Annotated in this window: 13 protein-coding genes; 5 read left to right on the forward strand and 8 right to left on the reverse strand. The window is 60.9% G+C overall.

Features of this window, described 5'->3' with window-relative positions; all coding sequences use genetic code 11:
• Positions 1–22 precede the first annotated feature (22 nt).
• Positions 23–151 (forward strand): entericidin A/B family lipoprotein, encoded by a 129-nt coding sequence (locus Q7O77_RS01485; protein WP_304162804.1) that lies wholly within the window; start codon positions 23–25, stop codon positions 149–151.
• A 209-nt stretch (positions 152–360) separates the two neighbouring features.
• On the opposite strand, the gene Q7O77_RS01490 is transcribed toward Q7O77_RS01485, so the two are convergent.
• From Q7O77_RS01490 to aas, 3 genes are read right to left on the reverse strand one after another with little or no spacing between them, the layout of a single operon-like run.
• Entirely contained in the window at positions 361–834 is a 474-nt protein-coding gene (locus tag Q7O77_RS01490; protein WP_304162830.1) for a GNAT family N-acetyltransferase, read from the reverse strand.
• A 28-nt stretch (positions 835–862) separates the two neighbouring features.
• Complete coding sequence (gene lplT / locus Q7O77_RS01495) at positions 863–2,059, reverse strand: lysophospholipid transporter LplT (protein ID WP_304162807.1); 1,197 nt, start codon at positions 2,057–2,059, stop codon at positions 863–865.
• A complete protein-coding gene (gene aas / locus Q7O77_RS01500) occupies positions 2,056–4,218 on the reverse strand; it encodes a bifunctional acyl-ACP--phospholipid O-acyltransferase/long-chain-fatty-acid--ACP ligase (protein WP_304162810.1) in 2,163 nt (720 codons plus the stop codon). The genes lplT and aas overlap by 4 nt, the downstream gene beginning before the upstream one ends.
• Before the next feature lie 586 nt (positions 4,219–4,804).
• On the opposite strand from aas, the gene Q7O77_RS01505 reads away from it, so the two are divergent.
• Positions 4,805–5,827, forward strand: coding sequence for a LacI family DNA-binding transcriptional regulator (locus Q7O77_RS01505; RefSeq protein ID WP_304162814.1), 1,023 nt, complete (start codon positions 4,805–4,807; stop codon positions 5,825–5,827).
• A 13-nt stretch (positions 5,828–5,840) separates the two neighbouring features.
• On the opposite strand, the gene Q7O77_RS01510 is transcribed toward Q7O77_RS01505, so the two are convergent.
• The 4 genes from Q7O77_RS01510 to lysA form a co-directional block, all read right to left on the reverse strand.
• A complete protein-coding gene (locus Q7O77_RS01510; protein WP_304162817.1) occupies positions 5,841–7,007 on the reverse strand; it encodes a CdaR family transcriptional regulator in 1,167 nt (388 codons plus the stop codon).
• Between the two features lie 94 nt (positions 7,008–7,101).
• Positions 7,102–8,265, reverse strand: a complete 1,164-nt coding sequence (locus Q7O77_RS01515; RefSeq protein ID WP_304162819.1) for a glycerate kinase — start codon at positions 8,263–8,265, stop codon at positions 7,102–7,104.
• A 20-nt stretch (positions 8,266–8,285) separates the two neighbouring features.
• Positions 8,286–9,584, reverse strand: coding sequence for a GntP family permease (locus Q7O77_RS01520; protein WP_304162821.1), 1,299 nt, complete (start codon positions 9,582–9,584; stop codon positions 8,286–8,288).
• Positions 9,585–9,864: 280 nt separating this feature from the next.
• On the reverse strand, positions 9,865–11,127 hold the full coding sequence (lysA, locus tag Q7O77_RS01525; protein WP_304162823.1) for a diaminopimelate decarboxylase: 1,263 nt from the start codon (positions 11,125–11,127) through the stop codon (positions 9,865–9,867).
• A 128-nt stretch (positions 11,128–11,255) separates the two neighbouring features.
• Between lysA and Q7O77_RS01530 the strand changes: the two genes are divergently transcribed.
• Positions 11,256–12,203, forward strand: a complete 948-nt coding sequence (locus Q7O77_RS01530; RefSeq protein ID WP_085651102.1) for a LysR family transcriptional regulator — start codon at positions 11,256–11,258, stop codon at positions 12,201–12,203.
• Between the two features lie 25 nt (positions 12,204–12,228).
• Here the strand turns inward: Q7O77_RS01530 and Q7O77_RS01535 are convergent, their stop codons facing one another.
• Positions 12,229–13,011, reverse strand: coding sequence for a hypothetical protein (locus tag Q7O77_RS01535; RefSeq protein ID WP_304162826.1), 783 nt, complete (start codon positions 13,009–13,011; stop codon positions 12,229–12,231).
• A 277-nt stretch (positions 13,012–13,288) separates the two neighbouring features.
• Between Q7O77_RS01535 and dusA the strand changes: the two genes are divergently transcribed.
• Positions 13,289–14,341 carry a tRNA dihydrouridine(20/20a) synthase DusA gene (gene dusA / locus Q7O77_RS01540; protein WP_304162828.1) on the forward strand — a complete coding sequence of 351 codons (1,053 nt, stop codon included), beginning with the start codon at positions 13,289–13,291 and terminating at the stop codon, positions 14,339–14,341.
• Between the two features lie 162 nt (positions 14,342–14,503).
• Complete coding sequence (gene pspG / locus Q7O77_RS01545; RefSeq protein ID WP_085651099.1) at positions 14,504–14,728, forward strand: envelope stress response protein PspG; 225 nt, start codon at positions 14,504–14,506, stop codon at positions 14,726–14,728.
• Positions 14,729–15,185 lie beyond the last annotated feature (457 nt).

The following is a 15,185-nucleotide window of genomic DNA, read 5'->3' on the forward strand; positions in this document are numbered from 1 at the left end:
CTGAGGTAGCAGGTAAACCACGATGAAAAACATCACATTACTGACGGCTGTACTGTTGATAACCACCGTTCTGAGCGGTTGTAACACCACGCGCGGATTTGGTCAGGACGTTCAAAAGCTAGGCAGCTCCATCTCCCGTACCGCCAGCTAAACCCTTAAAGCACCAGGCACACATCGCCCCAAGCGTTATCCACACGCTCGGGGCGTTTTTGCCTCTGCGCCTTCTTTTCTCCGACTTATTGTTTGTACGCGTTCACTTCGACCGCTGCGGCACTACGGCTCGCGAGCAGAGATAACTGAAGGGAAGGCAAAACGAGAGGATTCCCCGTTCAGCAACGCACGCGCTGAACGGGAAAAGGCTCAACCTGCGGAAGGCGGAGACGCGAGGAACATATCAACGTGCGGTATCCCGTCTTCCTCATAGGCCTCGCCGACGGCGACAAAACCCAGCTGACGGTAGAAGTCTTGCAGGTGCGCCTGCGCCGACAAATAGCAGCGACTCTGCGGCCAGTGACGAGCGCAGGCCGACAGCGCCTGCGCCATCAGTTGATGCCCCATCTTCTGTCCACGCGCCTCGGCGGAGACGATCACGCGGCCGATGGCGACCGCGTCGCGCTCAGGCGTCGGCGCCAATAAACGCGCATAGGCCAGCAGCTGCCCCTGTCGGCAGGCGACGATATGGCGATGGCCCGGCGTCAGATCCTGCCCGTCGATGTCCTGATACGGGCAGGTTTGTTCCACAATAAACACCTGATTACGCAGCCGCAGCACGTCATACAGCGTCTGTACCGTCAGATCGTCGACGCCCCAGTCGTGCCACTCCACCGTCTTCATCACGTCGCTACACTCCTCACGCCCGTCATCAACGCTTAACGCATCCCCATGCCCACAGGACGGCAATCGCCAGCGCAAACAGCACGCCGAAGCCAATCCCGATGGCCATCACCGGCACGCCGAGCTTCACGACCAGCGAGTACAGCGCCAGCATCAGCAGCATCGCGCCGTTTTCCATCAGGTTTTGCACCGCGACGGCGTTGCCCGCGCCGACGCTGGCCTTGCCGATTTCCTGCAACAGCGCATTGAGCGGCACGATGAAGAAACCGCCTAGCGCACCGAGGATCAGCAGGCAGGTGTAGGCGCCGAACAGGCTGTGCTGTAGCGTGAAGAACACCACCATCACGCCGATCATCACCCCGGCGGGCAGACAGCGGCGCACGGTTTTCAGCGTCACCAGACGTCCGGCCGCCGCCGCGCCGAAGACGATCCCCACGGCGACCATCGCGTTGAGCAGCGTGGGCGTCGAGTTGTCGCTGATGCCCAGCGCCAGCGGCACCCAAAGCACCAGCAGAAAACGCAGCGTCACGCCCGCGCCCCAGAACAGGCTGGTGCCCAGCAGAGACAATCGCGTTTCACCGTTCGTCCACAGCATCCGGCAGGCATGGATGAAAGCGCCGACCATCTGCCGGGGATGCCACGAACTGCCGCTTTTCGCCGCGTTCAGACGCGGGATCAGCAGGTTAGCCGCCAGCGCGATGCCGTAGGCCAGCGCACAGACGCCGAGCGCAGCGCCCAAATGCCAGTCCGCCAGCATACCGCCCGCGACCGAACCGATCAGAATGGCGGCGATGGTGGAGGCTTCCATCAGGCCGTTGGCCTTCACCAGCTGATCGCCGTGGCTGATTTCACCCAGAATGCCGTACTTGGCGGGCGAATACGCCGCCGCGCCAACGCCGACCAGCGTATAGCCGAGGAAAGGGTTGCCGCCCACGCAAATCAGCAGCGCGCCCGCCAGCTTCAGGGCATTCGCCATCATCATGACGCGGCCTTTGGAGAAGCTGTCCGCAAACTGGCCGACAAACGGCGCGAGCAGGATATAGGCCGCGACGAATCCCATCTGCAGAAACGGCTGGCTCCAGTCGGGGTACAGCAGCGATTTCACCAGCGCCAGCGTCGCGAACAGCAGCGCATTGTCGCCGAAGGCGGAAAAGAACTGCGCCGCCATCACGGCGATCATGCCTCGTGAAAGCAGCGGCGTCGTTGGCGTTGAGACAGGGTTCATGCGGTGTGCTCCTGATCTTCCGCCATCTTACGCAGCGTGACGAAATCCGGCTTGCCGCTGCCCAACATCGGCAGCGCCTTCACATAGCGAATATCGCGCGGCACCGCCAGCTCCGGGACGCCGTGCTGGCGCGCCTGCGCCTGCAATTGGTCACGCGTCAGATCGGCGTCGGTGGTGAACAGCACCAGCGCTTCCCCTTTGCTGCTGTCGCTACGCGCGCTGGCCGCGTGCTGCGCGTCCGGAGACGCCTGCAACGCCAACTGCTCCACGCTCTCCAGCGAGACCATTTCGCCCGCCAGTTTAGCGAAGCGTTTCACGCGCCCCACGATGGCGCAGAACCCCTGTTCATCCAGCGTGACGATATCGCCGGTGTCATACCAGCCGTCTTCCCGCTCGCCCTGCGCGTTTTCGGCGGCAGGCGCTTCCAGTACGCCGGGCTGTTCGACGCGGAGATACCCTTTCATGACGTTCGGTCCACGCAGCTGCAAACGAGCGCCCGTGGAAATCCCCGGCACCGGGATCAGGCGTCCTTCCATCTCCGGCAGCAGTTGTCCGACGGTATGGGGTTTCGCCGCCATCGGCACGTTAATCGCCACGACAGGCGCGCACTCCGTCACGCCGTAGCCTTCCAGAATGCGAATACCGAAGCGTTCCTGCCAAATCTGTCGCGTCGTCTCCGACAGTTTTTCGGCACCGGCAACCACATAGCGCAACCGCGCAAAGTCGTACGGGTGCGCATAGCGCGCGTAGTTGCCCAGGAAGGTCGAGGTGCCGAACAGCACGGTGCAATTACGGTCATACACCAGCTCCGGCACGATGCGGTAATGCAGCGGGCTGGGATACAGAAACACTTTGGCGCCGGTCATCAACGGCGTCAGCAACCCTACCGTCAGCCCAAAGGCATGAAACAGCGGCAGCGCGGACATGAAACGGTCTTGCGGCGTAAAGTCGGATACCGTGCGGATCTGTTCGACGTTAGCCAGCAGGCTGTTGTGAGTATGCACCACGCCTTTCGGGTGACCTTCCGAACCCGAGGTAAACAGGATCATCGCGGCATCGTCAGGCTGCTGCGGCACCATCGCCTGCGCGGGGAACAGCAGATGGAACAGGATCCACAGCTTATCGGCGATCGTCACCGTCCCTTTCAGATCCTCCAGATAAACCCAGTTGGCTTCTTTCACCTGCTGGGGGAGATGGGTCAGTTTGCCTTTCTCAAGGAACTGGCGGGAGGTCACGATGGTTTTGAGGCTGGCTGCCAAAATCGCGCTTTGCAGCCCTTTCGTCCCGGAGGTGTAGTTCAGCATTGCCGGGACACGTCCGCTCAGGGAGCAGCCCAGAATAGCGGCGGCGGTGACGGTCGCGTTCGGCAGCAGCAGGCCGACGTGCTCTTTATCCGCGGTGAAGCGTTGCAGGATCCGCGACACCCCCAGCGATTTCTTCAGCAGGCCGTGGTAGCTGTCTTCCTGCATGGCGACGTCCTCAATACTGGAGGAGCCGTAGCCATAGCGGCCGCAGGCGGCCAAAAATGCCTGATATAACGTATGGCGAGGTCGCACCGCCATGCGGGCTTCCATCATGATGCGGTGCAGATGCTCGCCCGCCAGCTCACGGCGCTCACGCGCACTGCTGGCATCCGGCATCGGCAGCTGCACGGCGGGCAGCCAATGCAGGGAAATCTGCGGGAACAGACGACGTCGCACCACACCGCGTAAACGTCCGAAGAACGTGAACTCCGGCCCTTCCAGCCGGACCGGGACGACGGTCGCCCCTGAACGCGCCGCCACAAACGCCGCGCCGCTGTAGATTTTCATCAGCGCGCCGGTCAACGTGATGCGCCCTTCCGGGAACACCACCACCGGACGTCCCTGCTCCACCACGCGGATCAGGTGTTTGATGGCCATCGGCTGCGTCGGGTCCAGCGCCACAAAGTCCACAAACTTCTTCGTCCACTGCATAAACCAGCGGTCGGCAATGGTGGAGTAGACGGCAAAGATCGGTTTTTCTTGCAGAGGCAGGAATAAAGCCAGCAGGACGCCGTCCATAAACGAAGCGTGGTTCGGCGTAATCAGGAGTTTTGACTGCCGGAAGACACGTTCATCCCCGGTGATTTCGATACGGTACAGGCGACGCAACAGCCAGCGTAGTGCGTTATAAATCATCCCATCTCCCTAGGTAAAACCCTCGCTGGCACGCGATTTAGCCGCTGTGCTTCGCGGAGCTTTAAACGAATTTAATGGCACAAAATACTATAGCCAACCCATTGCCACCAGAATAAGCGTCTTTACGACATGTGCTGGCACGATACGGCGACCAAAAACGGGAGGAGAAGGCGAACCGCATCACAGGGGTGACCGAGCGGGCGCTAAAAGGTCGGTTCAGGCAGGTAGCTAAAGGAACAGAACGTCGCAAGCGCGCGGGTAAACGACAGGCAAAAAAAAACCTACGCATCTGCGTAGGTTGGTGAAATAAATATGGTTCATGGTGAACATCACATCCACTTATCACCCATTAATACCTCTGGGACTCTCACTCTAGAGAGTCGGCTATTTATTCTCTAGTCGCGAATCGCAAGATAACTGCACGAAGTGCAACCATCTGTAAAATTCTGACCCACCATGTAATCACGCCGGGTGATTAGGGCTATTTCTGCGCTTAAACGAGCGGCTTCCGCCCCCTGTGCGCGCTTTTTCGCCCTTGTGATAGTATGCGAACTCAGACCGATCAACTGAAAACGGGTATACCGCCATGAAAACCATGCTTGATGTGGCTCACCACGCCGGTGTTTCGAAAGCGACAGTGTCGCGCGTGCTTAATGGCACCGGCCAGGTAAAAGCCAGCACGCGGGACACCGTTTTCAAGGCCATGGCCGAGTTGGGCTATCGGCCTAACTTTCTCGCGCGCTCGCTGGCTAATCGCAGTTCCAACAGCATTGGGCTCGTCGTCTCCCACTTCGACGGCCCCTACTTCGGCCGCCTGCTGCGACGAGCCGCAGAACTGACCGAGAGCAGCGGCAAACACCTGATCGTCACCGACGGGCACGATACGCCGGAAGACGAACGCCAGTCCGTCGAACTGCTGGCCGACCGCTGCTGCGACGCCATCATCCTCTATACCCGTCATATGTCCGAGCAGGAGCTGATGACGCTCCTGGCCGAGTCCAGCGTCCCGATTGTGGTGATTAACCGCGATCTGCCGCAAAGGCGCGATCGCAGCGTCGTCTTCGAACAGCACAGCGCGGCGTTTCAGGTCGTCGACTATCTGATCACCCAAGGTCACCGGGAGATCGCCTGCATCACCGGCCCGATGACCACGCCGACCTCACAGGCTCGTCTCTCCGGCTATGAAGCCGCCTTGCGCCACCACGGTCTGGCGATCGATCCCTTGCGGATCGTCCACGGCGATAGCAGCGTGGAGAGCGGCTATCTCGCCGCGCATGCGCTGCTGGCCCGCGGGGCCGAGTTCAGCGCGCTGTTCTCCAGCAATGATGATATGTGTATCGGCGCGATGAAGGCGTTCAGCGAAGCAGGCAAGACGCTGCCGGACGATCTGTCCCTGTTCGGCTTTGACGACGAGCCGAACGCGGCCTTTCTGAATCCGTCGCTATCGACGGTGTATCTGCCGATCGAAGAGATGATGAGCGCCGCCATTCAGCAGGCGCTACGTCTGATTTCGGGCGAGGAAGCCGCCCCGCTGAAGCCGTTCGCCGGCGAGCTGAAAATTCGCGATTCCGTCCGGCCCGGACCTTACGCCACCGCCGCCCATCCATAGCCGACGCGGCGAGTCACCCCTCTTCCAGCTGGAGCGCGATATACAGCAGCAGGCGGTCGTCGACGCGAGAGAGGTTCAGTCCGGTGATATCCGAGATGCGGTGTAAACGGTATTCCAGCGTATTTTTATGAATGTACAGCGCGTTGGCCGTGACCGTGTTTTGCAGGTTATAGCAGAACCAACTGTAGAGGGTTTTGCGAAAGATCCCGTTGCCGTCCATCGCCCGCAACCGTCTTAGCGGCTGCATCAGCTCATTGGCTTGCCAACCGCCGCGCAGGCTGTCCAGCAGCACCGGCAGCGCCATGTCCTGATAGCTGTAGCAATGCGCGTCAGGCTGACGCTGTTTGCCCACTTTCATGGTGGTCTTCGCCGTCTGATAGGAGCGTTGCAGGCCGCCTTCGCCGGGGAAAAAGTTGCCCAACGCCAGCCGCACCCGCAGGGGGCTTTCATCATGCAGACGCTGATACAGCAGCTGGATGCGTCGCAGATGCGCCTCGGGATCCCAACGACCGTGTTCGGACAGCGGCTGTAGCACCACCATCTCGGTCAACGAGACAATCGCCATCAGCCCCTCTTCCCGCTCCGACGCCATGCCCGGCTCCGTCAGCAGATTCTGAAACTGCTGTAGCTCGGTCATCGCCGTACTGACGCCCAGCTGGCCGCTGTCCAATTCGACCACCAGCGCGACGCGCGGTTTATGCAGGTCTATCCCCAACCGCCTCGCCCATTCACTGACCGTGTCGGAATAGGTGTCGCTGCGGATCAGGTTCAACACCAGCTCTTCACGCTGACGGCTATTGCGCGCCAGCAGCTGCATAAGCCGCGCCTGCTCCAGCATCATTTCCGCCGTCATGCAGACCAGTTCGCCATACTGACGCAGTCCGTCCGGCTGACCGGTCAGGCCCACCACCCCGACGATCACGCCGTCGAGCCGCAGAGGAAGATTGATGCCGGGCTTCACGCCCTGCAGGATATGCATGGACGCGTCGTCGATGGTGACGATACGCTCCTGCGTGAGCGCCAACAGCGCGCCCTCATGAATTTCGCCGATACGCTCCTTGTCGCCGCTGCCGATGATTCTCCCCGTCGCATCCATCACGTTCACGTTGCACTCGATGATCTGCATCGTGCGCGCGACAATGGCACCGGCCAGCGTGGCGTCAAAATGGTAATCCGACATGTATGTTCTCCAGACGGTGACGCAGGCGCGCGGCAACACCGCGCTCGCCTGCACACTCAGCCTAGCATGATCGCTCCCCGACGAAACGCCGGGGTTAACTTCTGGACGCCACTCTCGCCTGGGAAAGTCGGATTAAGCGGCCGATGTTTTCACAGGCCCGTTCCATATTCGCAGGCCCCTCTTGCAGCAACGACGCCAGCGGATCGGCGCGCGGGATCATCCCGAAGATGACGTCGATCCCTTCCTCATAGAGAGATTCGATGCCGTCGCCGACGCAGCCGGACACAGCGATCACCGGAACCCGCAGCGCCTGCGCGGTCTTCGCCACACCGTAAGGCGTTTTGCCGAAGCGGGTCTGACTGTCGATGCGGCCCTCGCCTGTCAAGCAGTAGTCCGCCCCCTGTAAGGTGTCCCGCAGGCCGCTGTATTCGATGACGATATCAATGCCTTTTTGCATCACACAGCGCGTGAAGGCCATCAGCCCCGCACCCAGTCCGCCCGCGGCTCCTGCTCCCGGCGCCGTCGCCACGGATTTGCCCAACTGCTGTAACACCACGTCGGCATAGTGAGACAGGTTGGCGTCCAACTGCGCCACCATCTCCGGCGTCGCGCCCTTCTGCGGTCCAAAGACGTGGGAAGCGCCCTGCTCGCCGCACAGAGGATTGGTGACGTCGCAGGCCACGATGATCTCGACCTGCGCCAGACGCGGGTCCATTCCGCTGACGTCGATGCGCTTCAGCTGTCCGAGCGCCCCGCCGCCGCGCGGCAGCGGTTTATCGTCGCCGTCGAAGAAGCGAGCGCCGAGCGCTTCGGCCATCCCCGCGCCGCCGTCGTTGGTCGCGCTGCCGCCGATACCGAGGATAATTTTTTCTATCCCCTTATCCAGACAGGCGCGGATCAGTTCGCCGGTGCCGTAGGTCGTCGTCACCCGCGGGTTGCGGGTCTGCGCATTGACGTGGTGGATACCGCTGGCGGAGGCCATTTCGATCACCCCCACATCACCGTCGCCCATGATGCCGTAGACCGCGTCCACCGGCGTACCTAACGGCCCGGTCACCGACAGATGAAACAGCTCGCCGTGGGTGGCGTCGACCAGCGACTGCACGGTGCCTTCGCCGCCGTCCGCCATCGGGACATGAATGTAGTTCGCTTCGGGAAAGACCTTGCGCAGCCCTTTCTCCATCGCCACGCAGACCTCTTTCGCGGTCATGCTCTCTTTGAATGAATCCGGCGCCAGTACAAAGGTTTCATGTTTCATAGGAATCATCTCGTCACGGGTTAAAGGAGACCGTACAGCACGGTGGCGATTATCGTCATGGTGCCACCCACCATCGCTTCATAAGGAATGAGCGACATACGTTGGCGCAGCGCCATGTTCATGCTGCCAGCGGTCACGTGGAAGTAGTTGCCCTGCGGCAGAGAGTCGATCACGGTTGCCCCGGTATGCACCATAACCGCAGAGGCGATAGGACTGCCGCCGACGTTGGCGATGGCGCTGCCGAACGTGCCGGTCGCCAGAATCACGCCGGTGGACGTCGAGGCCGTGGCCCCCGCCATCAGGATCCCGGAGATCGGCGCCAGGAACGTGCCGGAGATCCCCATCAGGTTGATGAGCGCCACCACCTGCGTCGACAGGTTCGACGCGGCAATCAGACCGGCTATCGCCCCGGCGCCAATCAGGATCAGCACCGTCGCCGTCATTTTCTCCAACCCGGACGCGGTATAGGCGATTAGTTTTCGATGCTGCCCCATCGCCAGCAGGCCGACGATCCCCGCGATAGGCAGGACGTACAGCGCATCCAGCTTACACTCGGAGAGCAGCGGGATATGCAGGATCGAGCCGATAGGATTAATCATCAGCAGGATCACCGCCACCAGCGGCGCAACGATGGCCTGATGCAGCGGCGGGTAGCGCTTGTCGCCAGCGGGCTGATGCGCGGACAGCGCGGCGACTTCCTCTTCGGTCACCTTGGCGCCTTTGTTTTTCAACAACCCCGCGATCAGGATCGTCATCAGCAAACCGCCCACGGCGGGAATAAAACCGGCGATCATCACATCGCTCAGGGTGATGTGGAAACCGTTGGCCGCCGCGATGGCGTTCGGATTCGGGGAAATGATGTTGCCCGCCTTGCCGCCGCCGGACAGCGCCAACAGCAGCGCCAGCTTGGAGATCCCCATCTTGTTACCGACCGACAGCGCGATGGGCGCGACGATCAGCACTGCGACAGGAATAAACACGCCGACGGCGGTGATGATCATGGTGGCTAACGCCAGCGCCAGAATCGCCTTACCCTCGCCCATTTTTTTCACTACCGCCTGCGCGATGGTCTCCGCCGCACCGGACTCCATCATCACGCCAGCCAGTACCCCAGCGGCCAGTACGCGGATAACTGTCCCCATCACGCTTTGCGTCCCGGTGGTCAGCAAAGCCAGCGTCTGATCAAGACTCGCGCCGCCGATCACCGCGCCCGCGATGGCGCCGAAAAACAGCGAATAGACAGGGTTTATTTTTCTCAGAATCAAGAAGATGGCAATGAATAGACCGATTAATGCTCCATACCAACCAAGGGGTTCCATGCCGTTCATAGTATGACCTCTTTATTGTTATATCTGTTACGTAGGGTAGAGAAACGGTGTTGCGACGACGGGCGTCAATCAGGCAAAGCCACGATTTGATAGCCCTTATTTTAGGACTGGCGGCGGTATTCACCTATGTGCGCAAACACAAATTAAGCGGGTGAAATTACGGTGAAAACCGTGTGGAAAGACAAGGCGGGGAGAGACCTATCACAGACGTGAAGGACGACGAGACCAGCAGGTGATGCCCCTCCCTATGCAGGGAGAGACGAGAGAGGGATTACAGCTGTTCCAGCGCCAGCAGCTCGTCCACCGTCTGCCGACGGCGGATCAGGCGCGGCTCGCCGCCTTCGAACAACACTTCCGGCAGCAGCGGACGGCTGTTGTAGTTAGACGACATCGACGCGCCATAGGCGCCGGTGTCATGGAAGACCAGATAGTCTCCGACGTTGGCGTCCGGCAGGGCGATGGTTTCGACGCCGCCGCCCGCCTGCTGGGTAAAGACATCGCCGGACTCGCACAGCGGCCCTGCCACGACCGTGTCGCGCAGCGCGGCGCCATCCACAGCGCGGCCATCTCCCGGCAGCAGCGTGATGTGGTGATAGCTGCCGTACATCGCCGGACGCATCAGATCGTTAAACCCGGCGTCGACCAGGACGAAGTGACGGCTGCCCATCGCTTTGACGGCCCGAACTTCCGCCACCAGTACGCCAGCTTCCGCCATCAGGAAACGACCCGGTTCAATCTCCAGCGTGACCGGATGGCCGAGATGCGCGGCGATGCGCTCACGCGCGCCGTTCCACAGCCCGTAATAGTGTTGCGTATCAATCGACTCTTCGCCGTAACGGTAAGGGATGGAGAGACCACCGCCTGCGGAGATAGCGTCCAGATCCTGACCGAAGTCGATCACCTGCTGCACCATCGCATCGCACACCTGTTCCAGATGGCCGTAGTCCACCCCCGAGCCAATGTGCATATGCATGCCCACCAGTTTGAGCTGATGGCGTTCAATCGCCGCCAGCGCCAGCGGCAGATCGCCGTACCAGATGCCGTGCTTGCTGTTTTCGCCGCCCGTATTGGTTTTCTGGCTGTGTCCGTGACCGAAGCCCGGATTAACGCGCAGCCAGACCGGATGCCCCGGCGACACCGCGCCCAGCTGATTCAGCATGTCCACGGAACCGGCGTTGACGGGAATGTTCAGCGCCGCCACCCGTTCCAGCGTGGCGTGATCCAGCAGATCGGCAGTAAAGACGATTTCATGATCCGGCGTTCCCGGCTGGAATCCGGCGGCCAGCGCACGCTCGATCTCGCCCAGCGAGACGGAGTCGACCTTGACGCCGTGCTGGCGCATCAACGCCAAAATGTGAATGTTGGAGCACGCCTTCTGGGCGAAACGGATGGTGTCGAAATCGCGCAGCTGGGCGATGCGGCTGACGATGGTGTCGGCATCATAGGCCCAGACCGGGCAGCCGAAACGTGACGGCAGCGCCCGCAGGCTGTCTGCGTTGAGCGCGTGAGAAGCGGTATTAAGATCGTGCGGCATGGGGTCAAAACCTGATCAATGAAATTATGTCTGCATTGTGCGAAATCTCCCGCCGGGGAGACAAATATCCTTTTACGCAGAGTCTATTCATTTATGATATGGCTTTACCCTAAACTAAGGTGTCTACCGTGGCCGCCATCTCCCTGCGACATATCGAAATTTTTCATGCCGTGATGACCACCGGCAACCTGACGGAAGCCGCCAGCCTGCTCAACACGTCGCAGCCGACGGTGAGCCGTGAGCTGGCGCGCTTCGAGCGTCTCATGCAGATGGCGTTGTTCGAACGGGTGCGCGGCCGCCTGCATCCGACCGCGCAGGGGCTACAGCTGTTTGAAGAGGTCCAGCGCTCTTACTACGGACTCGACCGGATTGTCAGCGCCGCCGACGATATCCGGCGCTTTCAGCAGGCGCAGCTGTCCATCGCCTGCCTGCCGGTCTTTTCCCAGTCCCTGCTGCCGGAGGTGTGTCAGCCGCTGCTGGCGGAATACCCGACGCTCAATCTGCACATCATTCCCCAGGAGTCGCCGCTGCTGGAAGAGTGGCTGTCCGCGCAGCGTCACGATCTGGGGCTGACCGAAAACAGCGCGACGCCCGCAGGCACCGAGCGTCAGACGCTGATGCAGCTCAGCGAAGTATGCGTGCTGCCGTCCGACCATCCGCTCGCCAGCAAGCCGGTGCTGACGCCGGACGATTTTCGCCACCAGCCGTTTATCAGCCTGTCCAGCGCGGACAGCTACCGTCAGTGGCTCGACCATCTGTTTCAGGAGGCGGGCGTGGAGCGCAGTATGGTGATGGAAACGCACAGCGCCGCCTCGGTCTGCGCGATGGTGCGCGCTGGCGTGGGCCTGTCTATCGTCAATCCGCTGACCGCCGCGGACTACGCCGCCTCGGGTCACGGCGTGGTCGTCCGCCGTTTCAGCATCGACGTCCCCTTTACCGTCAGCCTGATTCGCCCGCTGCACCGCCCTGCCTCTGCGCTGGTCGATACCGTGACCGAGCACCTGCAACGGTTTGCACAGGCGTTTCCCGCCCGCTTGCAGCGATTGATCGACGGCGAAACCACGCTCGGTCAGTGAGAGTCATGCGCGCCGGACAGCGCCGTCACTTCAGCTTGATATAGACGTTGGAAATCAGGTTCTGATCGAAGATGTTTTTACGCACCTGCAACCGGGGATCGTGGCTGGCCAGAAACAGAATGCGCGACATGATCACCACATCCTCCACCTCCGCGTAGCCTTTCGCCCACAGGGACAACATCACCTTCGCGGTGAGCACTTTGACCGGCTGATAGCGCGCATTCACGACAGACACAATGATGTCGTCGAAGAAATGCGTCGGCAGCGCCGCCAGCACGTCTTGATGTCTGACGATCAGGTGCCCGGCGCGATAGAGCGACGACAGCGTATTTCGTGCGCCAGCGGTCAACTCGGGAGTGATGGGATTGTTATTTTGCGGCAGCGAGAAATCACGATAAATCCGCTGATAGTAGGCCACAGTTCCTTCCTGAAACGCAGGCTTGGGCAGCTCCGCGAGGTCTACACAGCGCACGGCGACCTTATCGCCCGCGCGCGTATCAGCCAGCCAGATCAGAATTTCATACAGCAGAATTTCCTGCCGGGCGACGCCCAGATCGGTCCACAGCACCACCGTCGAAACGTCCGCGTCGGCGAACCGTGCCGCCAGCAGTCCGTGCAGCGCCGCGCGGTCCTGAGACAGGTCTTTATAGGGATAGACTTCGTAACCGGCGGCGACAGACGCCTCATCCTGTCGGCTTGAGAAGACGCCGTAGGTGAAATTATGTTGCAACAGATGAAACGGCAGGCCGTCAACGTAGGTCGTAAGATTGCGGTAAAACCCAGCGTCCAGGATTAAATCACACTGCATAATTCCCCCAAGTGCATGAAAAACCGTTCTGAAAACGTGTATTGCCTGCATGACTCCGGCGCAGCAAGTGTAGCAATGCCTTCGGCGTTCCGCGCCGTCCCGCGTCGCGTTTATGTGATATTGCTCCGGGGCTACGCGCCATCCTACACGTTCTCTGCGCTCGGCATCCGCGAGTTTACGCGACCTTATGTTATATTAATGCAACATACGTTCGGCCTGCGGTCGAACGCCGTTACCGACGCGCTGAGACAGCCTCCACACGCCAGAAAGTTTAGACATGCACCCAGACAATAAAGCTGAAAACCCGTTAGATCCCCGTACGTCCTCCGATGCACAGGCCGCCTATCCGCTGTGCCGCTTTTCCGTCGCGCCCATGCTCGACTGGACGGATCGCCACTGCCGCTATTTTCACCGTCTGCTGAGCCGTCAGGCGCTGCTGTACACGGAAATGGTGACGACCGGCGCCATCATTCACGGTAAAGGTGACTATCTGGCGTATAGCGAGGAAGAACACCCGGTGGCCTTGCAGCTGGGCGGCAGCGATCCGGCTGCGCTGGCGCAGTGCGCGAAACAGGCCGAGGCCCGCGGCTACGACGAGATCAACCTGAACGTCGGCTGTCCGTCCGACCGCGTGCAGAACGGCCGCTTCGGCGCGTGCCTGATGGCGGATGCGGCGCTGGTGGCCGATTGCGTCAAGGCGATGCGCGACGTGGTGAGCATTCCCGTGACGGTAAAAACCCGCATCGGTATCGACGAACAGGACAGCTATCCGTTCCTGTGCGACTTCATCGACACGGTGGCGACGCGCGGCGGCTGCGACAATTTTACCGTCCATGCCCGTAAAGCCTGGCTGTCGGGCCTGAGCCCGAAGGAAAACCGCGAGATCCCGCCGCTGGATTACCCGCGCGTCTATCAGCTCAAACAGGATTTTCCCGCGTTGACCATCGCCCTCAACGGCGGGATTAAAACGCTGGCCGAAGCCCGCGAACATTTGCAGCATCTGGATGGCGTGATGGTGGGCCGCGAGGCGTACCAGAACCCCGGTATGCTAGCGCAGGTCGACCGCGAGCTGTTCGGCGCCGACACCGCGCCCGATCCGTTCAGCGTGGTGGAGTCGCTCTATCCGTACATCGAACGCGAGCTGTCGCAGGGAGCGTATCTCGGCCATATCACGCGCCATATTCTGGGGCTGTTCCAGGGCGTGCCGGGCGCCAGACGCTGGCGTCGCTACCTGAGTGAAAACGCCCATCGTCCGGGCGCGGATGTGTCCGTCGTCGAGAAGGCGCTGTTGCTGGTGCCGCGTGACGCGGTGGAATCCGCTAATAGTTAGTGATTCTCGCCGGGGCGTAACGTCTCCGAACTCTCACCCCGCGAGTGAAATCAAGGGGTTAAGCCAATCCCGCATTGGCACGCTTCTTGTAATACCTCCTGTCAGGCGTTGATCGCCACTTTCGCCGGACCATGTCCGGCATCACACTGACAGGGGTACGCCATGTTTGAGATTTTCTTCGTCGTCGGTTTCTTCATTATGCTGTTAATGACCGGGCTGTCGCTGCTGGGCGTGCTCGCCGCGTTGCTGGCGGCCACCGTTTTCATGCTGCTCGGCGGCCTGTTTGTCATGGCGCTCAAGGTGCTGCCATGGCTGCTATTGGCCGTCGCCGCGGTCTGGATGTGGCGCTGCTATCAGCAAAAACAGCGCCAGCGCTATTACCGGTAGACCCGCACGAGGCGGAGAGAAGAGCGGGAGAAACGCATCGTCAAAACTGTGCGTGAGCAATGAGTTTTTGGCTCATCCGGCTGGTACTCTTTGGGTCTGTTAGCCGCCGCGGCTCACGCCAGTACTATGCGCGGCCAACACCCTGTTTTCATCAACGTCGGGTTCTATAACAACGACGCCGTACAGGCACCTCACCCGACAAGCCGCTGTACCCTACAAGACAGCGCGATGAAAATCCGCCGCGTGTCTTCCGTCTTGATCGGCGGTGGAGCGCCTCCAGTCACGCCATTGAATGTCAGCTTAAATCCTGACGGTCTCCCCCGGCATCGGCCGGGGGCGGCTCTTACGGTTCGACAGATAAAAAACGCCCGCTTAGCGGGCGTCGTAGTTTCTGGCTCAGTCTGCTCAGCGTATCAGGGGATCAGCAGGCAGGAGCCTTGAGTGTGCCGACCTTCCA

It is taken from the genome of Lonsdalea britannica (assembly GCF_946477055.1).
GTDB classification, from domain to species: Bacteria; Pseudomonadota; Gammaproteobacteria; order Enterobacterales; family Enterobacteriaceae; genus Lonsdalea; species Lonsdalea britannica_A.